This window comes from Leclercia sp. LSNIH3 (assembly GCF_002935105.1).
Lineage (GTDB): Bacteria > Pseudomonadota > Gammaproteobacteria > Enterobacterales > Enterobacteriaceae > Enterobacter > Enterobacter adecarboxylatus.
This window is the reverse complement of sequence record NZ_CP026387.1, coordinates 1,815,976-1,839,132: the sequence shown is the minus strand read 5'-3', so window position 1 is coordinate 1,839,132 and position 23,157 is coordinate 1,815,976. Positions and strand designations below refer to the sequence as shown.

18 protein-coding genes and 1 pseudogene are annotated in these 23,157 nt (G+C 52.9%); all 19 read right to left on the bottom strand.

What is annotated here, in order from left to right:
• Positions 1 to 3: 3 nt before the first annotated feature.
• Complete coding sequence (locus tag C3F35_RS08880; protein ID WP_103792669.1) at positions 4 to 549, bottom strand: YfaZ family outer membrane protein; 546 nt, start codon at positions 547 to 549, stop codon at positions 4 to 6.
• 364 nt (positions 550 to 913) lie between these two features.
• Positions 914 to 1,399, bottom strand: a pseudogene (locus C3F35_RS08875) (GTP-binding protein); the annotation flags it as partial.
• A gap of 108 nt (positions 1,400 to 1,507) precedes the next feature.
• Complete coding sequence (locus C3F35_RS08870; protein WP_103792670.1) at positions 1,508 to 3,355, bottom strand: DEAD/DEAH box helicase; 1,848 nt, start codon at positions 3,353 to 3,355, stop codon at positions 1,508 to 1,510.
• Positions 3,356 to 3,533: 178 nt separating this feature from the next.
• Positions 3,534 to 4,487: a GTPase gene (gene yjiA / locus C3F35_RS08865; protein WP_103792671.1), complete on the bottom strand. Its 954-nt coding sequence runs from the start codon at positions 4,485 to 4,487 to the stop codon at positions 3,534 to 3,536.
• Between the two features lie 10 nt (positions 4,488 to 4,497).
• Positions 4,498 to 4,701, bottom strand: coding sequence for a YbdD/YjiX family protein (locus C3F35_RS08860; protein WP_032616354.1), 204 nt, complete (start codon positions 4,699 to 4,701; stop codon positions 4,498 to 4,500).
• A gap of 81 nt (positions 4,702 to 4,782) precedes the next feature.
• Entirely contained in the window at positions 4,783 to 6,936 is a 2,154-nt protein-coding gene (locus tag C3F35_RS08855) for a carbon starvation CstA family protein (RefSeq protein WP_032616355.1), read from the bottom strand.
• A 218-nt stretch (positions 6,937 to 7,154) separates the two neighbouring features.
• Entirely contained in the window at positions 7,155 to 8,042 is an 888-nt protein-coding gene (locus tag C3F35_RS08850; RefSeq protein WP_103792672.1) for a helix-turn-helix transcriptional regulator, read from the bottom strand.
• 204 nt (positions 8,043 to 8,246) lie between these two features.
• Positions 8,247 to 9,491: a capsule biosynthesis protein gene (locus tag C3F35_RS08845; protein WP_103792673.1), complete on the bottom strand. Its 1,245-nt coding sequence runs from the start codon at positions 9,489 to 9,491 to the stop codon at positions 8,247 to 8,249.
• An 89-nt stretch (positions 9,492 to 9,580) separates the two neighbouring features.
• Positions 9,581 to 11,584, bottom strand: a complete 2,004-nt coding sequence (locus C3F35_RS08840; RefSeq protein WP_103792674.1) for a capsular polysaccharide biosynthesis protein — start codon at positions 11,582 to 11,584, stop codon at positions 9,581 to 9,583.
• A gap of 50 nt (positions 11,585 to 11,634) precedes the next feature.
• Positions 11,635 to 12,183, bottom strand: coding sequence for a dTDP-4-dehydrorhamnose 3,5-epimerase (rfbC, locus tag C3F35_RS08835; RefSeq protein WP_059309150.1), 549 nt, complete (start codon positions 12,181 to 12,183; stop codon positions 11,635 to 11,637).
• Positions 12,184 to 12,235: 52 nt separating this feature from the next.
• Entirely contained in the window at positions 12,236 to 13,108 is an 873-nt protein-coding gene (gene rfbA, locus C3F35_RS08830; protein WP_059308801.1) for a glucose-1-phosphate thymidylyltransferase RfbA, read from the bottom strand.
• A 148-nt stretch (positions 13,109 to 13,256) separates the two neighbouring features.
• The gene (gene rfbD / locus C3F35_RS08825; protein WP_059308800.1) at positions 13,257 to 14,144 is read right to left on the bottom strand and encodes a dTDP-4-dehydrorhamnose reductase; all 888 of its coding nucleotides are present in this window, start codon (positions 14,142 to 14,144) and stop codon (positions 13,257 to 13,259) included.
• Positions 14,144 to 15,229, bottom strand: coding sequence for a dTDP-glucose 4,6-dehydratase (gene rfbB / locus C3F35_RS08820; RefSeq protein WP_016236890.1), 1,086 nt, complete (start codon positions 15,227 to 15,229; stop codon positions 14,144 to 14,146). Before rfbB ends, rfbD begins: the two co-directional genes overlap by 1 nt.
• A gap of 144 nt (positions 15,230 to 15,373) precedes the next feature.
• Positions 15,374 to 16,399 (bottom strand): glycosyl transferase group 1 family protein, encoded by a 1,026-nt coding sequence (locus tag C3F35_RS08815; RefSeq protein ID WP_077226522.1) that lies wholly within the window; start codon positions 16,397 to 16,399, stop codon positions 15,374 to 15,376.
• Positions 16,387 to 18,402: a glycosyltransferase family 2 protein gene (locus C3F35_RS08810; RefSeq protein ID WP_103792675.1), complete on the bottom strand. Its 2,016-nt coding sequence runs from the start codon at positions 18,400 to 18,402 to the stop codon at positions 16,387 to 16,389. Before C3F35_RS08810 ends, C3F35_RS08815 begins: the two co-directional genes overlap by 13 nt.
• A gap of 69 nt (positions 18,403 to 18,471) precedes the next feature.
• Positions 18,472 to 19,380: a glycosyltransferase family 92 protein gene (locus C3F35_RS08805; RefSeq protein ID WP_103792766.1), complete on the bottom strand. Its 909-nt coding sequence runs from the start codon at positions 19,378 to 19,380 to the stop codon at positions 18,472 to 18,474.
• A gap of 77 nt (positions 19,381 to 19,457) precedes the next feature.
• Complete coding sequence (locus tag C3F35_RS08800) at positions 19,458 to 19,835, bottom strand: hypothetical protein (RefSeq protein WP_103792676.1); 378 nt, start codon at positions 19,833 to 19,835, stop codon at positions 19,458 to 19,460.
• Between the two features lie 218 nt (positions 19,836 to 20,053).
• Positions 20,054 to 21,220 (bottom strand): nucleotide sugar dehydrogenase, encoded by a 1,167-nt coding sequence (locus tag C3F35_RS08795; protein WP_103792677.1) that lies wholly within the window; start codon positions 21,218 to 21,220, stop codon positions 20,054 to 20,056.
• Positions 21,221 to 21,388: 168 nt separating this feature from the next.
• A complete protein-coding gene (locus C3F35_RS08790) occupies positions 21,389 to 23,128 on the bottom strand; it encodes a glycosyltransferase family 2 protein (protein WP_158251931.1) in 1,740 nt (579 codons plus the stop codon).
• Positions 23,129 to 23,157 lie beyond the last annotated feature (29 nt).

Genomic DNA, 23,157 nt, shown 5'->3' with positions numbered 1-23,157 from the left:
ACCTTAGAAGGTCACGCCGCCGCCAACATAGGCGCCGTCAATCAGGGTGTGGTTTGGACGACCGTCTTTGCCGTCAACGCTTACGTGGCGGTAGCCCACTTTCAGCGTCACCGGCGAGATTGGCGTCCAGCTTACGCCGCCGTTTGCTTCAACGTAGTTTTTAACGCTGTTGTTCAGGCCGTCTGGTGCAACATACCCTTCACCGTATACGTGGATGCTGTCGGTCAGCGCAACGTTCACGCCGCCGCCGATTGGGAAGGCCACGCCGTTATCGCCTTTTTTCGGGCCGATGTAGATCGCTTTTGCGCCTGCGTTCAGCATTACCGGGCCAACTTCCAGGTTGTAACCTGCGCCAACGCCGCCGGTCTGGGTACCGTCATCGGTGTTCTTCAGCCAGTTGCTCTCTGCATACAGGCCAGATGAGGATTTACCCATTTCCAGATTCAGGTTGGTAAAGTTTTTACCCTGCTCAATGCTACCGCCCATTGCCAGTGCGGAACCCGATACAGCGGTCAGAGCAGAAAGAAGAAGAATATTCAGTTTTTTCATGTTTTATGCCTCGTCATCAAATTAATCTGAGGGCACCTTAACAAGCGATGTTTATGACTGCAAATGTGACGGGGGCCGCGGTTTTATGCTGATTGTGTAAATTTGTTTCGGGGATATTGTTGCGCAATGGTGAATTTGCGGCGGGGTCAATCATTGATTTTGCCGTGTTTAAGATCGATTTAGTTTATTGCCTAAACAGACACTGAATAGCGCGTTAATAACAGCCAGAAACGAATTAATAATCACTACTATCATTACGCCATCTATTTTTAGTTTTACAGTTTATAACCTTTATTTACATTGACTCATCGTTATTTGGTTATAAAACAGGCACTCCCTTTGATTATCAAAGGGAGTGCAGCATTTATTTTTTCAAGCCCGCAAAGGCCGCCCGAATTTCATCTTCCGGCAGTTCCAGGCCAATAAAGACCATCACGCTGTGCGGCGCTTCGTCGCCCCAAGGGCGATCCCAGTCGGCGCTGTAGAGGCGCTGCACGCCCTGGAACAGCAGGCGATTCGGTTCGCCGTCAATCCACAGCATCCCTTTGTAGCGCAGCAGCTTGTCGGCAAACGACAGCAGCAGGTTCTCCATCACGCGGGAGACCTCGCTGATATCCACCGGGTAATCCAGCTCAACCACAATCGACGAGACGTCATTTTGCTTATCGGCCATGAAGTGGAAGCGCGGCTTCGCGGTGACATTCTCTTCCAGCATAAAGCCGTTGGTGTTGAACAGTTGGGCGAGATCGATATCGCCATGCGTCACGGTGTAAATTGGGGCGCGTGAGTTGATGCGCGTCAGGCGTTCGCGCAGCTTCTCGCTCTCACCCGCCACGTCGGTTTTGGTTAGACCATAGGCCTGATAAACGTAACGCCATCAGGTAGGTGTAACTTCCGCTATACAAAACAGTTGTGAATACAGCCAGTTAATTTTTGCTTCCTTTTAAATTACTGTAAATTAAATAAATTTATAACTTTGCTCGTAAGTTTCAATCAAGTGGTCATACAGAGTGCCATTGCCATGCATTGTCACCAGAAGATTATGTCGTGCGCGAGTGATACCGACATATAGACGTTTAATATCTTCGCTCAGGTCCGTATCATCTCTTTCCTTGGCCGCATCCATAATTACCACTGACTCAAACTCTAGCCCCTTACTGCTTGGTAACGGCATTACGCAGAGGTTGTCAGTTTGCGGCGACCAATGCTTTTTATCCTCGCCTGATACAATCATCTTGAAAGGGATGTTGCGTGCAGCAAGTCGTGGACCGAGCGCGCCTGATATACTAAAAGTTGATGGGCACAGTATAGCGATCTCAGACCATGCTATACCTTGCTGGCGCTGTTCTATGACCCAATTGAGAACATGGGTAATTTCTTCGTCCTGATTATCGAAGCAGGCCAAAGCAGGATAATTGCCAGGCACTCCCCCTGCATCAGGCTGCTGGTATTTAAGAGTGTCGTCAATATGATTATTGAGATAGTTAAACGCAATGCTGCTGGCGAAATGTAAAATTTGTTGTGTATTGCGGTAGTTAGTATTCAGTATCGTCGTTCGGCCCTGAGCCTTGATATCAACGCTCGATAACGTAAAATCGAGCGCTTTCTTTTTTTGATAAATAGATTGTGCATCATCGTAGAGAAAAAGAAGTGCGTTATCTTTGCTATCTGGCATTCGTGCCAGGATCTTCAACCATTCCGGCTTAAAATCATGCCCCTCGTCAATCAAGACGGCACTGTACTGCTCGCTCTGTATTATTCCTTTCTCAAAGGCCTGCGACAGGGCCACTTCCATTAGATCAATAAAATTTTTACCTTGTGGAGGAAGAAGACGATGGTGACGCAATTGTTTATGACACCATAAGTGGAAATGAGTGACTTCTACAGGAACACGTAAAATATGCTGATCAATCAGCGCTTTCAGCTTTTTGGCTAAGGTGATGTTATAGCAAATAACTAGGATAGGTTTATCGTTATCGATATTGTTGGCAAGCTCAATACAGCGGTGAAGCAAAATCAGCGTCTTGCCAGATCCTGCCACACCATGAATAACACGATGTCCTGCCCCCATGCTTCGTGCAAGTTGTTCCTGCTGCCTATCCATAATGGTAATGATATTAGGCGTATGCAGAGTAAAGCTCTTTACATCAACATTAGTAACGGATTTATTAATTCGTACATCGGGATAAAGATGCCACCTGATACGATTGAGCTGCTGCGGCGTAGTCTGGTGAGAAAAGTTGTGTTTGACCAACATTTCCAGCCGTGAAGATATGTTTTCCCGAGACATGAATTCGTTAAGTTCGTCTTTACAAATAACTTGGTCTGGAGGAAGGATTTCATTTAGCTCGCTGGCTGAAAAGTTTTTTTCAAGCTGTGCGCGAGTGATATTTGTAAAATATACACCGTATCCATACGGCATAATAAAATTACCTTGGTGCTGTCCTTCATTCTGGCGAAGTTGGGGATCTTTTTTCAGACTATTTATAGTATCAAATGTGTACTGGCGTACTTGCTCGATGGGATTTTTGAGTGACTCGATGCCATTTTTTGTCTCGTACTGGATATGCGTCTTATTAGCACCTTTTATTTTAGTGACAAACCAGTCTTTAACTTCGATAAACAATATGCCTTTATTAGGGGTGAGAATGACAAAATCAGGGTGGGTATGCTTTTCGCCCATCGATATGTCGTACCAGCAGGTACAATCATCGCTGAGTCCGCCTTCCAGCAACCTTGCCAGTCTTTTTTCTCCTGCCGTGATTTTTTCGCTACAGCTACTAATTGTGGGGATAATAATTGCCATATTACGCCTGTCTATTTGTGGAGCTAATTTGTTTGCATGTCATTAACAACTAAACAAATAATACTCGTGCAACTGATTTTTCCAACCTTAACAGACAGCACTGTAATGAGGAAGCCAAGGATAATTAATTTGTGATTCTGAGTTGCCGCTCCCTTTTGAAACAAAGAGAGCGGCGTAATTATTTACGCAACCCCGCAAAGGCCGCGCGAATCTCATCTTCCGGCAGTTCCAGGCCAATAAAGACCATCACGCTGTGCGGCGCTTCGTCGCCCCACGGGCGATCCCAGTCGGCGCTGTAGAGGCGCTGCACGCCCTGGAACAGCAGGCGGTTGGGTTCGCCGTCGATCCACAGCATCCCTTTGTAGCGCAGCAGCTTATCGGCAAACGACAGCAGCAGGTTCTCCATCACGCGGGAGACTTCGCTGATATCCACCGGGTAATCCAGCTCAACCACAATCGACGAGACGTCATTTTGCTTATCGGCCATGAAGTGGAAGCGCGGCTTCGCAGTGACATTCTCTTCCAGCATAAAGCCGTTGGTGTTGAACAGTTGGGCGAGATCGATATCGCCATGCGTCACGGTGTAAATCGGGGCGCGTGAGTTGATGCGCGTCAGCCGCTCGCGCAGCGTCTCGCTCTCACCCGCTACGTCGGTTTTGGTCAGCAGGATGCGGTCGGCGTAGCCTACCTGCGACTGGGCGATGGTGAACTGGTTCATCTGGTCGTCGGCGTGTACCGCGTCAACCAGGGCAATCACGCCGTCCAGCAGGTAGCGCTGGCAGAGGATCTCGTGGGAGAAGAAGGTCTGAATAATCGGGCCGGGATCGGCCATGCCGGTGCACTCAATCACCAGACGGTCGAAGTCGATCTCACCGCGGTCGCGGCTGTCGAGCAGGTCGAGCAGGGCGTCTTCGAGTTCATTCGAGCGGGTGCAGCAAATGCAACCGTTGGTCAGGGTTTTGATCTGGGTAGCGCGATCGCCAATCAGCTGGTCATCAACGGAGACTTCTCCGAACTCATTTTCGATAACCGCGATTTTAAAGCCGTGTTGTTCGTTGAGGATGTGGCGCAGCAGGGTGGTTTTGCCCGCGCCAAGAAAGCCGGTGAGCAGGGTAACGGCAATCGGTGTCATGGTCTCTCCTTTAGCAGCAGCGTACGCCGCCTTCTCCTCCTCCGCCGTAGCGCGCTTCCTGACGCTCGCGGAAGAATTCGTTGTAGGTCATGTACGGCTTATCCGGGTGGTTGGTCTTCATATGTTCAACGTAGTTGTCATAGTCCGGGATGCCAATCAGCATTTTCGCCGCCTGACCGAGGTATTTTTTTGCTTCGCCTAAGTTACCAAACATTGCGGGTTCCAGACAGGAAAAGCCCCTCACCCTGATCCTCTCCCCCTGGGGAGAGGGCTGGGGTGAGGGGTTGTTTGTGGATTAGTGGTGTGAAGAGGTCTTCACGCCGCCTTCCGGTACGGGCACATACGGGGTCTCTTTATCCGTACGACCGTCGGCGTTACGCACTTTCATCCAGGTTTTAATGCCGTAGAAGATGATGCTGTAGACCACTACCAGGAACAGAATGCTCAGACCCGCGTTGGTGTAGTTGTTCACCACGATATGGTTCATGTTGGCAATCTGCTGCGCGGTCAGGTCACCGCCGCCTGCGGCAATCTTCTCTTTATACTGGTTAGCCATAAAGAAGAAGCCTTCCAGCTGCGGGTTGGTGCTGAACAGTTTCAGGCCCAGCGCCCAGGTGGTGCAGAGCAGCAGCCACAGGGCAGGCACCACGGTCACCCAGATGTATTTGGTGCGCTTCATCTTCACCAGCACCACGGTGCCGAGCACCAGGGCAACGGCCGCCAGCATCTGGTTAGAGATACCGAACAGCGGCCACAGGCTCTTCACGCCGCCCAGCGGATCGACCACGCCCTGATACAGCAGGTAGCCCCACAGACCGACGCAGCCCGCCGTACCCAGAATACCGGCCACCAGCGAGTCGGTTTTCTTCAGGAACGGCACGAAGTTACCCAGCAAGTCCTGCAGCATAAAGCGGCCTGCACGCGTACCGGCGTCCAGCGCGGTAAGAATGAACAGCGCTTCGAACAGAATACCGAAGTGGTACCAGAAGCCCATGTCTGCCCACGGCAGCACTTTGTGGAACACGTGGGCGATACCTACCGCCAGGGTTGGTGCGCCACCGGCACGGTTCAGAACCGACGGTTCGCCGATGTCTTTCGCGGTCTGCATGATCTGCTCAGGGGAGATCACAAAGCCCCAGGAGCTGACGGTTGCTGCCGCGTGGGCGCTGGCATCTTTCAACTGCGCCATGATCAGCGCCGCGTTATCACCGCCCATCTCATGCAGGTTTGGCATGGTAATGCCCAGGCCTGCTGGTGGGGTGTTCATCGCGAAATAGAGACCTGGCTCGATGATAGATGCCGCCACCAGCGCCATGATCGCCACGAAGGACTCCATCAGCATTGCGCCATAACCGATCAGACGGGCGTCGTTCTCGTTCGCCAGCAGCTTCGGTGTGGTACCGGACGCAATCAGGGCATGGAAGCCAGAGACCGCGCCACAGGCGATAGTAATAAACAGGAACGGGAACAGGGCGCCTTTCCACAGCGGACCGGTACCGTCAACGTACTGGGTCACCGCAGGCATTTTCAGCTCTGGGTTGATGATCACAATGCCGATCGCCAGCCCGACGATCACGCCGATTTTCAGGAAGGTAGCCAGGTAGTCACGTGGCGCCAGAATCAGCCATACCGGCAGCAGGGCAGAGACAAAGGCATAACCAACCAGCACGAAGGTGATGGTGGTGTCTTTGAAGGTCAGCGCCGGGCCCCAGTACGGGTCGTGAGCAATCACGCCGCCGAAGTAAATGGAGGCCACCAGCAGCACAATACCGATTACGGAGACTTCACCCACGCGGCCCGGACGCAGGAATCGCATGTAGATCCCCATGAACAGCGCAATCGGCACAGTGGAGCAGACGGTGAACACGCCCCACGGGCTTTCCGCCAGTGCTTTCACCACGATCAGGGCCAGCACCGCCAGGATGATGATCATAATCAGGAAGCAGCCGAACAGGGCGATGGTGCCTGGCACGCGGCCCATCTCTTCTTTGATCATCTCACCCAGAGACGCGCCGTTACGGCGGGAAGAGATAAACAGCACCATAAAGTCCTGCACCGCACCCGCCAGCACCACGCCCGCCAGCAGCCACAGCGTACCCGGCAGATAGCCCATCTGCGCCGCCAACACCGGGCCGACCAGCGGGCCAGCGCCTGCGATGGCGGCAAAGTGGTGACCAAACAGCACGTAGCGGTTGGTTGGCACGTAGTTCAGACCGTCATTGTTAATGACCGCCGGGGTGGCACGCGTCGGGTCGAGCTTCATGACCTTCTGCGCGATATAGAGACTGTAGTAGCGGTACGCCACCAGATAGACCGACACCGAGGCCACGACGATCCACAGGGCACTGATGTGCTCGCCGCGGCGCAGGGCGACCACGGCAAGACAACAGGCACCGAGGATCCCGAGCAGCAGCCAGGGAACGTGCTTAAGTAGTTTTTTAATGTCCATAATAAAACCTGGTTTTTTAGATGAAAAAGGATCAGGGTTCGCTGTGAGAGAAAGTGAGTAATGCTGAGGCGATCTTGCCAGAGCCTTACGCGCGTAAAGGACAGTAAATCGGTGAGTGGTTATATGGCGGGATGAGCGGTCAAAGAAGCGGGCGAGTGGTTGAGGCTCGCCAGCAGGGGGTAAAATTGTGTGAAGGGGATCACGCTGTCAGGTGCGAGTCACTCCGCGCTCGCCAGATAGTTTTCTAACGTGCCGACAAATCTCTGCTTAATCCAGTCCGGTTCCAGCACCTGAATATTGGGCAGCCAGTAGAAGAGCAGCGGCAGGATTTGGTTCTCATGGGCGGCATGGCAGCGCAGGGTGATGCCCTGCTTATCTTCCGCCAGAATTTCCTGGCCGGGCAGCAGATCGCGGCGTTTGAAATAGTGCGCAATGTGGGTGGGAATAAATACCTCGACTTCGAACGTCTCTTCGCTAACCCAGGGATCGCGATTTTTTTCCAGCAGTTCGAGGATGTCATTATCCGGCGTGAAGGTTTCGCTGCGAATATCCAGCCACTGCACCAGGCTTAAAGAAAACGATTTCAAACGCTTTTCTTCGGTGGCTTGTAAATACCATATGTTCTTTTTGTTAATTACTTTATAGGGGTTAATCTGTCGCGATTTTCCTTTATACAGGATATGGCAAACCTGCTGGCCCTTAATCGCCTTTTCAAAGCCTGCTAACAGGCTGTGAATATCTTTTGGCCCTGTACGCTCGGCATCGTTGCCGAAGATCATGATATGGTTATCTTCGACCCGCGACTCCAGCTTGTCCCAGAAGTCGCGGCCTGTTGCCGGGAAAAAGTCGTCCACATTCAAAAAGTTAGCAATGACATGATGTAACCCCGGTTCTGCATGGCCCGGGCGGGCATGGATAAGCCGGTACTGCCCGTCTCCGCAGCGCTCCACAATGGGCGAAAGTGCATTAAGATCGCGATAAACCGTGCGCTCAGTAATATTAAATTTATGCATCAATGCCTGGCGGCTCACCACGCCGTGTAAATGAAGCTCCAGCAGAATATCTACCAACCTTTCAGCCGAGCGACTCCTGGTCGGAATTGTCATATTAGCTTTCCTGTTATTTTAGCCAGTGCTGTGAATTATGCCGGTGCGACTGACAAAATATGTCAGTGCAAAATTCGGCATCAAAATTTGTCTTAGGTTATAACGGCCAGGAAGGGGATAAACATTAGTGATTTTTACAACGGAGGGATAAAAGCGCGGTGTGGATCGGATCCGCCGGGGTAATTTCCCCGGCGTGGGGATGAATTAACGTTCGAGTTCGGAATCGGCAAGCGGTGTCGGCAGAGGGACTTCGGTCGGGATGTTGAGCCAGTCAGACTTGCCGTAAAAGACGGCGTTGATCTGCGTTTGATAGAGCAGGTGGGTACGAAAACGCTGGAACAGCTTTTTATCGGGCGCGAAATCCGCCTGCCAGAACTGGTTCAGCGGCCCCTGCCAGGTTAATCCTTCGATGTCGTACAGCGCTTTGCCCATCACCTTGAGCGGCTTGTTATGGATCAGCGCCGATAGCCCTGCGGTGCTGTTAACGGTGATCACCCCGCGGGTGTGGGTCAGCAGGGCGGGCAGGGAGAGATCGTGGATATAAATCACCCGGCCAGGAATGCCGTACTTTTCAGTCAGCGTGTTAATCAGGGTGCCGTAATAGCGGTGACCACGATCCATCGGGTGATGCTTGAACACCAGATGGTGCTCTTTTGACGCATGGCGGGCAAAGGAGCGGATCACGGTTTCGATATAGTCACGCACGTCTTTATACGGGCTGTGGTGGATAATCTGGCTGTCGTTATAGACCTGCAAAATCGCCAGGTAGTATTCGTTATCCAGCGTGCCGGTGATATGGCTCAGCATGTGGCGCTGCTTCCAGCGATACCACAGCTTACGGCGACCGGCGCGGAACCAGCAGCGCATCTCGTACCACGGCGAGAACGACTTGTGGTGGCGATAGCCCCGGTAGCGATGGCGGCCAAACCAGCCTGCCGCGTAGTAGAGCATGGCATGGGAGGCGCGGTTAAAGGCGCTGGGTTTCCACGGCGTCGGGGTTTTCACCTCCGGCAGCGGTTGCTCGCGATAATACTTCGCATCGATGGGCATCGAAGAGAAGGCGTTCACCCCCCCTTTTTCCAGGGTGATGTAGTACGGGCGGAAATAGCCCTCTTCAAACGCGAGGAAATCGATGGATTTGCTGCGCGCCCACTTCTTCGCTTCGATGTGCATCGGGCGGCAATCGCCAAAACAGACGATGGTGTCGAAGGCGTAGGTTTTATGTAGTTCGCGCAGCCAGAAGGCAAAATTCTTCACGGAGCCGGTGTAGTGCAGCGCGGTCTCTTTCGCGGCATACCAGGCGTCTCCGGCATTAAAGCAGACCTGCTTCACTTCGCGGTGGCTGCTCTGCAACCAGCTCGCCAGACGTGAAAAGCAGGGACCCATCGGTCCTTGCAGTAAAAGATACCGACGGCCATTCAGCAGGTGGCGGATAGCTTGCTCTTCCATTGTTTTTCCCAGATCGGTTCCGTTGATGAGACATGTTTGTTAGCGACTTGATGACCGCTTTTCTTTAATAAATCGGGATAACTAGTTTTCTAGCGAAGCGTCTGAGCCAGATAGCTCAGTTTGAGTTGCCAGCGCTGCCAGCGGCTGGCCTTCTGCGAGGATGAGTTTCCCTGTACCGCCAGCTGGCGGATCAGCTGTTCAGGGCTCATCCACAGGCCGCTCTGCCAGTCGATGTAGCGCGGATAGGCGACCAGCGTCAGATAGACCAGCGCGGCCAGCGGCAGGGTGCGCTGACGGCGTTCAGCAGGATGGATATCTTCGGTCAGCCCCCAGCCGCTGTAGAACGGCTGGCCCCAGGTGGTGACCTTCACCCCCTGAACCAGCGCTTCAAACCCGCTGAGGGAGGTCATGGTGTGCAGCTCATCGACATGGGGATAGAGACTGGTCAGGCCGAGATCCAGCACCTGGCTGTCAACGCAGCGTGCCAGACATTCGGCTGAGATAGCCCCGGCCCGGTTGCCCGCCACCACGTCGGGGTGCGGTTTAAACAGGATATGCGCGTCCGGCCGGGCGGTGCGCACCGCCCACAGCAGCTGCTCGTTGCTGCGGATCACCGGGCTGCCGGTCAGGATCGAGGCATCGCCATCCACCTGGCCCACCACCAGCACCAGCGCACGCCCGTCGCCTGGCGGCGTGAAGGGCTGCACCGTACCAACGTTATATTTGCTGACCCCATGCTGGCGGAGCAGATCCACCAGCGCGGCACCGCGTTCCAGCTCCTGCTCGCTGAGCGGCTGGTGATTAAGCAATTGTTCCAGCCCGCTCGGACGGCGGCTGTCAAAATAGATCCCCACCGGGTCGATGGAGAGCGAGGAAGGACGGCACAGATTCGAACCCAGCCCGCGGGAGCGGATAAAACCATCTTCCACGCGGATCGGGTTCGCCAGTTCAGGGTAGCGGCTGCCCCAGACCAGCACCTGCTCGTCGTCTGCCAACTGGGCAGGCGGGGTGCGCACAAAGTGCAGCTCCGTGGCCAGCGGCTGGCAGAAGGCGCGCATAAAGGCGCGTTTCCACAGCGAGAAGCCCACCATATAGAGACGGCGATAGCGCGGGGCGGGGGTCAACTGACCCGCAATAATCTGCAGCACCTGCTCCACTTCGCAGCGCTGGCCCAGAACCGGGTCCAGATAGCGGGGATAGAGGATCAGCGCCGCTGCCACCAGCTGCGGCAGGCTCACCTGCGCCTGGCGGCGTTCACAGGTTTTGCTGTCGTGGGTCAGCCCCCAGCCAGCGTAAAACGGCATGCCGAAGCAGTGGACCGCTTTGCCCAGCAGCAGGGCTTCAAACCCCATCTGCGAGGAGACGGTATAGACCGCCTCCACTTCATTCAGCAGGGCGTGGGGATGGCAGTGATCGGTGACCCGCTCCACGTCGTCCAGCTGCATCTGCGCCAGCACGCCGCGCTTCTTGCCCAACCGGGTGTCCGGGTGGGTGCGCAGCAGCAGGCGGGCGCCAGGGTGGTTACGCCGCGCCGCCGCGACCATCGCCTCAAAATCCTCAGTGGCTGCGAGCGCGCCGGGAATGGAGAGATCTCCCGCCACCTGGTCAATCAGCAGCACCTTAGGGCGAGGATCGTTGTGCAGGCGGGCTGCCAGCGCATCGGGTAACCCGCTGTCTGCGGCGTAACAGTTGTACTTGGTGATGCCCAGGCGCAGCAGTTCGCGGGTCAGCGCTTCCGCCCGCGCCACCATTCTGGCATCGCAGGGCGTAGCGATCAGCTGCTCAAGGCGGCTGGGCTGGCGAGCGTCATAGTAAATTCCCACAGGATCGGCGATCAGGGAGACGGCCTTGCCCCCTCTGGCGGGGTGGCCAATATACCCGATAAAGCCATCTTCCAGCTGCCAGTACGGCAGCCCACGTTCATGGGCTTTCTGTTTGATCTGTCGGGTATTGGCTTTCTGGCCCCAGCCGACCAGGACATCGTCCTGCGCCAGCTGCATGCTGGCCTTGAAGGCGTGTAACGGGCGACCAAGCATCGGCTCGATCTGTGCTTTTCGGGCCAGGATCCCGGCTGAACCTGTGTAAAATTTCATTCGCGCTCTGTGCATCAGAAAACGCCCCGCTTCACTGCGGGGCGTGGGACTCAGAAGTACTCTGCGTCAGGGAAGGATTTGGCAACGCTGTCTTTGGCAGAGGTGAGGATTTCGGTATCGATGGTAGGCCAGGTAATGCCGATGGTCTCATCGTTCCAGCGGATACCGCGGTCGCTCTCTGGCGCATAGTAGTTGGTGGTTTTGTACAGGAATTCTGCGGTGTCGCTCAGGGTCATAAAGCCGTGGGCGAAACCTTCCGGGATCCACAGCTGGCGCTTGTTTTCGCCAGACAGGTGCACGCCCACCCACTGACCAAAGGTCGGGGAGCTTTTACGGATATCCACCGCCACATCGAACACTTCACCGGCCACGCAACGCACCAGTTTGCCCTGTGCATGCGGTGCCAGCTGGTAGTGCAGGCCACGTAATACGCCCTTAGAGGACTTGGAGTGGTTGTCCTGGACGAAGTTTACGCTGCGGCCAATAGCCGCTTCGAACTGCTGGTGGTTGAAGCTTTCGAAGAAGAAACCACGGTCATCGCCAAACACTTTTGGCTCAAAGATGAAGACGTCGGGAATGGCGGTCTGAATTACGTTCATGATTACGGCCTGATTCATAAATGGGGCTTAACGCCCCAGGAGTTAATGATGACTACTTGAGCATTTTCAGCAGATATTGCCCGTAAGCATTCTTCGCCAGCGGCGCGGCTAATTTGCGCACCTGGTCGGCATCGATAAACTTCAGACGGTAGGCAATCTCTTCAGGACAGGCCACTTTCAGCCCCTGACGGGTTTCGATGGTCTGGATGAAGTTGCTGGCCTCAATCAGGCTCTCATGGGTGCCGGTATCAAGCCAGGCATAACCACGGCCCATCATGGCGACGGACAGATCGCCTTGCTCAAGGTAGATACGGTTCACGTCGGTGATTTCCAGCTCGCCGCGCGGCGACGGCTTCAGGCTTTTGGCAATCTCAACCACGCGGTTGTCATAGAAGTAGAGGCCGGTTACCGCATAGTTGCTCTTCGGTTCCAGTGGCTTCTCTTCCAGAGAGATTGCGGTGCCTTCATGGTCAAACTCCACCACGCCATAACGCTCAGGATCGTGTACATGATAGGCAAAGACGGTGGCGCCCGCAGGTTTGGCTGCGGCGGCTTCCAGTTGTTTCTGCAGATCGTGGCCGTAGAAGATGTTATCGCCCAGCACCAGCGCACAATCGTCGCCGCCGATAAACTCTTCGCCGAGGATAAAGGCCTGGGCCAGACCGTCCGGGCTTGGCTGCACTTTATACTGCAGATTCAGGCCCCACTGGCTGCCGTCACCCAGCAGTTGCTCGAAGCGCGGCGTATCCTGCGGGGTGCTGATGATCAGGATATCGCGGATACCAGCCAGCATCAGGGTGCTCAGCGGGTAGTAGATCATCGGTTTGTCGTAGATTGGCAGCAGCTGTTTGCTCACCGCCATGGTGACCGGATAGAGACGAGTCCCTGACCCACCGGCCAGAATAATACCTTTACGCTTGTTCATAATCCTTCAATTCTTCTGTTTTGCTGTAGAGGGGCGCAACGCCCTCACTACCATCTGTTTGATTGCTGTAAAGGGAAGCTAAAAAAGCCGCTCCCTGACAAAGGTCCGTGTCGCTAAAACAAGGCACGCATAGCATACCTTGATGTGTTTACTTTCCAAGAATTTCAGCCAGCATGCGATCAACGCCGATCGTCCAGTCCGGCAGCGTCATCCCGAAGGTGCGCTGGAACTTGCTGGTATCGAGGCGTGAGTTATGTGGACGCTTAGCCGGTGTCGGGAAGGCGCTGGTCGGAACCGCATTCACCTGAGTGACAGCCAGCTCAACGCCCGCCGCGCGAGCGGTCGCGAATACCCGCTGGGCATAGTCGAACCAGGTGGTGGTGCCTGAGGCGATCAGGTGATAAAGCCCGGCAACGTCGGGTTTATCCTGCGCGATACGGATCGCATGGGCTGTGCAGTCGGCCAGCAGCTCTGCGCCGGTCGGTGCACCAAACTGATCGTTGATGACCGACATTTCGCTACGCTCTTTACCAAAACGCAGCATGGTTTTGGCGAAGTTGGCGCCACGGGCAGCATAGACCCAGCTGGTGCGGAAGATCAGATGACGGGAGCAGAGCGCGGCAGCCTGTTCGCCCGCGAGCTTGGTTTCGCCGTAGACGTTCAGCGGCGCGGTCTGGTCTGTCTCTACCCAGGGTTTTTCACCGCTGCCGTTGAAGACGTAGTCGGTGGAGTAGTGCACCAGCCAGGCGCCCAGCGCCTCGGCTTCTTTGGCGATGGCGGCAACGCTGGTGGCGTTGAGCAGCTCGGCGAAGTCGCGTTCGCTCTCGGCTTTATCCACCGCGGTATGCGCGGCGGCGTTGACGATCACGTCCGGCTTTAGCAGACGCACGGTCTCGGCCACGCCTTCCGGGTTGCTGAAGTCACCGCAGTAATCGGTAGAGTCAAAATCCACCGCCGTGATACGACCCAGCGGCAGCAGCGCGCGCTGCAGTTCCCAGCCTACCTGGCCATTTTTGCCGAACAGCAGAATATGCATCAGTTACGCTCCTGATAGTTCTTCGCGATCCAGTCCTGATAGCTGCCGCTTTTCACGTTGTTGACCCACTGCTGGTTATCCAGATACCACTGCACGGTTTTACGGATGCCGGACTCGAAGGTCTCCTGCGGCTGCCAGTTCAGCTCGTGGCTCATTTTGCTGGCATCGATGGCGTAGCGGCGGTCGTGGCCCGGGCGGTCAGTCACGTAGGTGATCTGGTCGCGGTAAGAACCGGTTTTCGGCACCATCTCGTCGAGCAGGTCGCAGATGGTGTGTACCACGTCCAGGTTCTGCTTCTCGTTGTGGCCGCCGATGTTGTAGGTCTCGCCCACCACGCCGGTGGTCACTACGGTGTAGAGCGCACGGGCATGATCTTCAACGTAGAGCCAGTCGCGGATCTGATCGCCTTTGCCGTAAATCGGCAGCGCTTTGCCATCCAGCGCATTGAGGATCACCAGCGGGATCAGCTTCTCAGGGAAGTGATACGGGCCGTAGTTGTTAGAGCAGTTGGTGACGATGGTCGGCAGGCCATAGGTACGACGCCATGCGCGCACCAGGTGATCGCTGGAGGCTTTTGACGCGGAGTACGGGCTGCTTGGCGCGTACGGGGTGGTTTCGGTAAACAGCGGTAACGCTGTACCTGCGCTCACTTCATCCGGGTGTGGCAGATCGCCATACACTTCGTCGGTGGAGATGTGATGGAAACGGAACGCCTGCTTGCGGGCTTCATCCAGCTCGCTCCAGTATGCGCGGGCCGCTTCGAGCAGCGTATAGGTGCCGACGATATTGGTTTCGATAAAATCGGCCGGGCCGGTAATGGAGCGATCCACGTGGCTTTCAGCGGCCAGATGCATCACCGCATCCGGCTGGTGGGTGGCGAAGACCCGATCCAGTTCCGCGCGATTACAGATATCCACCTGCTCAAAGGCGTAGCGGTCACTTGCGGCTACGTCAGCCAGCGATTCGAGGTTGCCCGCATAGGTGAGCTTATCAAGGTTGATCACCGCATCCTGGGTATCACGGATGATATGGCGAACAACAGCAGAACCGATAAAACCGGCTCCACCGGTTACAAGGATTTTCATAAGCGTTTTTACTTTTTCTATTGGATGAAATGTTCACCAGAACACAGCCTCTGCTATCCGTTCAGGCCGTGTTTTAGCGGCAGGCACATGGGGAAACAAGGCCTGATGCAGGTTGGGAATACGGTATTCCCGTGCTGTTCTGTTTTAACTCATTAACGAGTACGTGTATTCCTTCGCATTATTCGCCAGCGTTTGACGTTTTTGCCCGGAATTTACCAGCAGCGATAAAGTGTCGATCCATTTTTGCGGATCGTTGTTCAGCAGCACGCCATTGATATTTTGCTCGATAAAGTCGCTGTACGGGGCGCAATTACTGTAGACCCCCACCGCGCCCATGCGCACGAAATCATAAAATTTTACCGGCCCGCGCGCCATATTAAATTCTGATTCCAGTAACGGGGCCAGGCCAATATCAACCCGGTGATGTTGCGTGTAGTCCAGATAGTTCTGCCAGCTCATCGGGTGTAATACCGTCACGCGCGGCAGGTCGCGGTACAGTTTATAGATTTCGTGCTCGCCAAAAATTTCGAAACTGGCCTGCGGGCACTGGTTCAACACGCCTTCGACCACTTCCCGCAGCCAGTACTTTTCTGCCTGGTGCGAGCTGGAGCCGTGATAGGCAATCTTGACCGGTCGGGTTACGGCCAGCAGCCGCGGTGTCGGCTGGGCGGGCACCACATCAGGGTTAAGGTGCGCATATTTATTGGCCAGATAGGGCGTCGAGACCCAGATGGTATCGCAATGGGTGGTGATCCAGCGGTGCTGGGCCGCAGAACGTCGGATGATTTTCGTCCGGTAGGCTTTGGGTAACGCCGTTAAGGCTGACGGATCGAACAGATCGTCATCCATAAAATAGACCACCTGGGAGAGGTCATCCATGTTGCGCGCAATTTCGCGTTGCCACTGCGAGGAGATAAAACGAATGACCACGATGGCGGCCCCTTTATCCACTTCGATAGCCGACGTGGTTAAGGTATCCACCAGCTGACAGACAGCGCCGGGAAAACGGCTTCTTATCGCCGCTTCAAAATAGGCCAGCGTCGGTGAGTTCCCCTCATGCAGGATCAGCAATGAACGGCACTCGGGCCAGCTGTCAGGCTGCGTCTCGCTGCTTTGCTTATTCAACTTCAGATACGGTTTAAAGAGTGCCTTTCTGATCAGTTCGTCCATGGCAGCACCACATTAGGAGTATGACTTAACGAGAAATCGGGACGGTCATAGCTCAGGTTGGGATTGTATGCGGGATCGTGCTGGAGCCGCTGCGCCCAGCGTTTTTTCATGTAGCGCAGTTCTCCCTGGGAACGCGCCAGCTGTTCTGGCGTGACATCTTTGCCGCGGGAGACCGACTCATGATGGTACAGCTCGGCAAAGGGGGTCCAGACGATCCGCCAGCCTGCCTCACCCACCCGCAGACAATAATCCACGTCGTTGAAGGCGACCGGCAGATTGACCTCATCTAAGCCGTTCAGAGATAAAAAGAGCTGGCGAGGAGTAAGCAGGCAGGCCGCCGTCACGGCCGACAGCTCCTGGGCGCTCACCGCCCTGCGCTGGTAGCCGGGTTCATCGGCGGCCAGCCCACTGTGAAAGTGATCGGCGCACCCACCCGGCCCGACGGCGTCGCCCGCATGCTGCACCCGGCCATCGCCATAAAAGAGCCTCGCCCCGACAATTCCCACGCCCGGACGCAGCAGGTGAGAGACCATCTCATCCAGCCACAGGGGGTTGATCACCTCGGTGTCGTTATTCAGCAGGCAGATAAGCTCGCCCGTGGCCTCGCGCACCCCGGCATTGTTGATGGCGGAGTAGTTGAACGGATGATCCCAGGCGATAACCCGGACCCCGTAATCACGGGTAATACGGGCAAAATAAGCCAGTGTCTCAGGATCGTCGCTCTGGTTATCCATCACCATGATTTCGATATTCGGATAACGGGTGTGCTGCACCAGGCTTTCAATGCACGGCCTGAGATGCGCCAGACCATTGCGGGTGGGAATAATCACCGACACCCGTGGCAGCTCTGCCGGAAGCGGCCAGCGCCAGCGGCAGATCCCGTGTGGGGCAGACTCCAGCGTTACCCCGACGGGCAGGTCCTGCAGCAGGCTTGCCAGCGTTTCGTAGCCATCCTGCTGCGGGAGCGTGTCCGGGACATGCATCAGCAGGGCAGGGATGTGGGCGATATCCTGCGGTGTAAGCTGGTGGGCCAGCTGCAACCATCCGCGGTAACTGTCTGCCCCATCCTGCGGGATAGCGGCGGTGCCCTGTTCCCGCCAGAGGCCGCACCAGCCGATATAGTTCTGACTGTGCAGCAGCGTTTCGTTCCAGTCTGGCTTGAAGGCTGGCGAGTGGCGCTTGCCTTTCTCATCCAGCAGATCGTGATCGCCATAGATCCATTTTGCATCCGGGGTCTGGCGCAGCTGGTGTGCCAGCCACACTAACGCAGCCGGGGCGAGTTCAGCGCCCACGGGAATGGCCCATTGCCATTCACCCGCAGGCCTGCCTGCGGCAGGGGGCTGTTCCAGCACGGTGATATGGGTTGTCGGATAACAGAGCGCCGCGATACTGGCCAGCGTGCGCTGGCGTGCCGCCTCATCGCCGCCGTTCACCAGATGCAGACAGACGCGGGGCAGATTGCCCCAGCGGGTCAGCAGACGATCAATCAACCTGCGCTCACCGGGCTGGACGATGTCAAAATTCGCCAGCCAGTGTTCGTAGGCGTGCAGCGGCCTGTCGTCGCGGATCTTGCCCACCAGGTCGTAAGCCTGCTGTAAATCGGTAAACCACAGATGCCATGACAGCCCCAGACGTTTGCGCTTTTGCGCATTCAGACGCTGATAAAAAGGCCACACCCGGCGTAAACGACGCCAGAGGCTCTTGCCCGCAGACACCTGCGCAAAGCGGGTAATGTTCAGCTCACACTCTGCCCCTTCACTACTGGCGAGCAGCCCCACCTGGCAGGCACCCACCGGCAGCCAGACCAGCTCCTGCAGGGTGCCGCGACGGGTAATGGGGAGAACCTGTTCATGCCAGGTCCCTTCGCTGCACTGCCAGCGCAGGCGGGTTTCACCCCGCGGCTGGCGGGCACGCAGGGTGCCCTGGATCAGGAACCAGCCCGCACGGGTTAAAGAGGTGTCTGGCAGCAGCGCCAGAGGGTGCCAGTGATAATCGCTATGCATTAGAGGATTCACTACCCGGAAGTGGGGAAGGCCACTTCTGACTCCTGTCGAATAAGGGGAAAATGTCTTTTAGCCGATTAACTTTTTAACGCGGGTCGCCAACCAGGAGTCGCTCTTCTGGGGACTCTCTTCTTCTGGCAAGGCATCCAGCTGCGCCTGCAACGCTGCCATTTCTGCTTTGACTTTCGGGGCCAGCGCGGCCGCCAGAAGGCAGGTTTCGTCATTGCGATCGTGCGCTTTGAAATAGGCTTTGTGTTTTACGCGGTTTGCCGAGGCTGCACTGCCGCGCAAGTGTTTACCGAGTAAGAACTCTTCCAGCGATTTAACCGCGTAATGGTTGACCCGTACTCCGTTCCAGACCACTTCTGCACTGACACCAGGGCCATGTTTAGGGTGTAAAACAAGGTCGTTGCCCAGCGCATCGATATAGCGGCCATAGCGCAGGTTGGCATGATGTGGATTATGAAAATGGTTCACGCGCTCGGGCTTCACCACGCTTTTGAAGTTGTGGTGAACATTAAATTTTATAGGTGCATGGCGAGTGAAACGTTCGGTGACCAGACCATCCTCGGCAAAGAGTTCGCCACTGGAGCCAAAAATGGCCCAGTTAAGGGCAATGGCGCTGACGCTTTCATCAGTAAACTGTGAGGCGAAGAAATCTACGACATTTAAATCGGGCGATAAGGGCAATAAAAATTCATCGGCATCGATAAAGGCAAGCAGATCAATATCACGGGAACAGCTACGTAAAATACGTTCGTAGGCCGGGAGCTGCGGTTTTTGATTTACTAAATCCGGTTGATCGATAACCGTCACAATCCCCAGGCGCGCCAGGGAAGAGAGCAACTCGTGGCTTCCGTCACGACTGCCATTATCTGCAATTACAAATCCCTTCACGCCTAACACCCGGTGATACGCTATCCACTCAAGCAGGCCTGCAAATTCATCTTTAACGATGGCGGCAATATAGAGGTTCACATTTTTATCCAACCGATTATCGGAATGCTGTGCCAGCTACCAGCGAAACGCTGGTAGCTGGCGCAAAGGAAAACTTATCAGGCAGGGGAGAAGTTCAACTCCGTTAGCCATGTAATCAAGCCATCAGACTCCAGCCCGATGGAGATTTGAGACGAAAAAGGCACATTAACACTGAAGCCGCAGCTTAAGCGGGGATGATTATCCGCGGGTTCTTGCAGGATGGCAGCTATTACATCAGGGCGTTTGACATTGAACGGATAGCTATAGGTAGCGTAATCGTTCTTGATGGCAAGATGTGGAGAGCGTTCGCCCTCTGCCAGTAACCAGCCGCGAACTTCAATGCGGCCATGGTTCAGCGTTAAAGGCCCATGCTTGGACGTTTTATCAACGTTCCAGCGCAACTTCGCATTGGAGGTAATCAATGGTGTTGCAGAAAGCGTGTAACGGTTTGTCATTCGGTTTAAACACTCAAGTTATTATTAGTATTAGGTTGGATGAACTACTTACACAGTAAGCGACCAAATTATAGAAAACTTTAGTAATTCATAAGGCCGGATTAACGCTCCGTTACTCGCTTAATCATACGGAACAGCAGTCTGTGCTCCACTGGGCAAGGAAATGAATGCAACCCAGAGGTTGTAGGGACAGTGCATTTTTGAAATCTAACTATAGATCAGTCAGATCCAAAAAGATCCCTTGTGTAGACTTTATCCGCTACGTCACTTAACTCGCTCGCCATCCTGTTGCAAAGTATTACATCGCTAGTGGCTTTAAATTCTTCTAATTCGCGAATGACGCGGGAGTTAAAGAAACTCTCTGCTTTGATGGTGGGTTCAAAGACCACCACCTCGATCCCCTTCGCCTTAATGCGCTTCATGATCCCCTGAATGGCGGATGAGCGGAAGTTATCGGAACCCGCTTTCATGACCAGACGGTGGATCCCAACAACCTTAGGCTTGCGGGCGATCACGCTGTCGGCAATAAAATCCTTACGGGTCGTATTAGCATCGACAATTGCGCGAATCAGGTTGTTCGGCACTTCCTGATAGTTCGCCAGCAGCTGTTTGGTATCTTTCGGCAGGCAATAGCCGCCATAGCCAAACGAAGGGTTGTTGTAGTGCGTACCAATACGCGGATCCAGACCGATACCTTCGATAATCTGACGGCTGTCCAACCCATGAGACTGAGCATAGGTGTCCAGCTCGTTGAAATACGCAACACGCATAGCGAGATAGGTATTAGCAAACAGCTTTATGGCTTCGGCTTCGGTACTGCCGGTTAACAGCACCTGTACATCCTGTTTAATGGCACCTTCTTTCAGCAGATCGGCAAAACGCTGCGCCCGCTCGCTGCACTCACCCACGACGATACGTGACGGATGAAGATTGTCATACAGCGCACGGCCTTCACGCAGGAACTCGGGAGAGAAAATCAGATTATCCGTACCAAACTCCTGACGCATGCGCTCGGTAAAGCCCACCGGAATGGTGGACTTAATGACCATAACGGCATGCGGATTAATACTCATCACATCGCGGATAACGGCTTCGACGGTATTCGTGTTGAAGTAATTGGTCTCAGGATCGTAATCAGTCGGGGTAGCGATAATGACAAATTCTGCACTTTCATAGGCTTCGAATTTATCCAGCGTGGCCCGCAGATTAAGTGGCTTGTTGGCTAAGTAATCTTCAAGCTCTTTATCAGCAATAGGGGAAAGACGCTGGTTAATCTGCTCGACTTTTTCAGCTACGACGTCAAGGGCAATAACCTGATGATGCTGAGCCAGAAGAACGGCATTCGAAAGACCAACATAGCCGGTTCCGGCGATAGTAATATTCATTGCATACCGTTATTAAAATAGGTGATTTTTTTTAAAATTACTATGTAATTACTTGTTTTATCTGGATTTTAATAAATTTTTATAATTATAAACTTGGTCTTAATTACCAAATTTTAAGTATGAGGACGTTATTGTTGATAGTATAGGTACTTATGTATACCCCTATGTTTAATTAAATCTATCTATAAAATATTCTATGTCTGACTTATATTTTTCATTGGTTTTTTGCTCATCGAGAAATTCCCAAAATAAACTATAAATATTGTCATATCTTATTTTTGTTTCGTTTTTAACTTCTAGGTATGCATTGCATATATGTTCATTCTCTAACAATTTATTTATTAACGAATTTATGTCGATATTTTTGGGGAAATATGATGATGAATCTATGCTGTTTTTAGAATCTATAGCTGTTGAAAATTCTTTCAAAAAAGGTAGTAAAGATTCAGTAAATGCCGAATTATCAGTTACGTTAGGATGATCACCTCTATTACGTGAATATTTCCATATGAACTCAGGTATTGTTCTATTAAAGAAATGGAGTATAGCAGCATGCGTATTGCTTGGATTATCACTAATAGAAAGGCTGTCGTATTTCTTAGATTTTAAATGAGGCTGCCCACTTGCTGTTCTATAAGAAAAAGGAAAGTTATCAATAGTTATTGGATGGTGAGGGAGTGATGAGGAAAAGAAATGCGGCCTAATAACACTTTTTATATGACCATTTGTGCTCTTTTCAAATTTTTTGATACGTTGAGTAATTGCAGTGTTGATCCAGTCGCCATGATTAGTCGGGATGCTAAATATCCAGTTAAGAGCAATAGCATGAACATCTTTTTTCCTGTGCCAATCAAAAAAGTCATGAAGTGAAGAAAATATAGAATCATTAAATACGAGGTATTCATCAAGGTCAACAAAAAGGCTCCACTCATAATCAAGGATTTCTTTGTTAATGGTTAACGCATGCGTATAAGCTTTATTTTGTGCACTGCACCCTGCATTTACCTGATTCTCAATGTATCGAATTTCTTCAGCATTGTGGAGAGCTTTTAATAATTTATCTGAACCATCATCATTTCCATTAGAGTAGATGAAAATGGCGTCTGCTCCTAGATGTTTATAATATGCAATCCATTCCAGTAAATACACCCCTTCATTTTTGGCAGTTGCTACGACGCAGAATTTATTTTTAGGCTTAATTTGTTTTCTAATATAGCAATTCAAATGCATCCACTTATTTTTCGAAAGTGAAAATAAGTTTTTTCGATCAGCAATAAAATCCATTTCATTGCTTATAAAATACTTGCGCACTCCTTTGTTTGTTATTTGATTAACGGACTCAATGAAAAAAATGTCATTGGAAATTCCTGCAAGGATTTCGAGTTCATTCATATTCGCTAGATAATGCTGCGATAACAGGTCGAGATCACAAGTTGTCATTAGCTCTAAAATTTTCTCTAAAAGAGATTTTTTATCTTGAATGTTAGAAGCTATAACATTTTTAAAAAAATCACAGTTATTATCTATATTGAAATATACATCTTTAATGATTGTGATTTCATCAAGAAAATTATCACTTTCTTTAGCTATTTCGATGAGGTCAAAAGTTTCCCAACCAAGAGCTTTTATTCTATCAGCAATGATGACTTTTTCTTTACTGTCGCCTAATGGAGGCACGCTATATATAAGTCTATTTGATCGGCTTGTTAAATAACATTGATTGTTAGGCAACAAACTAACCTTGACAAAATCGATAAATGTATTCCCGGTATGAAGAAAGCCTTTGCCAGAAGTTTTGTCTATTACAAGTCGGACATTCCCTTCGAGTTCTTTTTGGGAGATAAGTTCATTATTATTATAAAGCAGGAAGGAGTTTTCATCTTTCCTGCCCAAAATATATATATCCATATTTATACTCATAAAAAAATATTAATGCC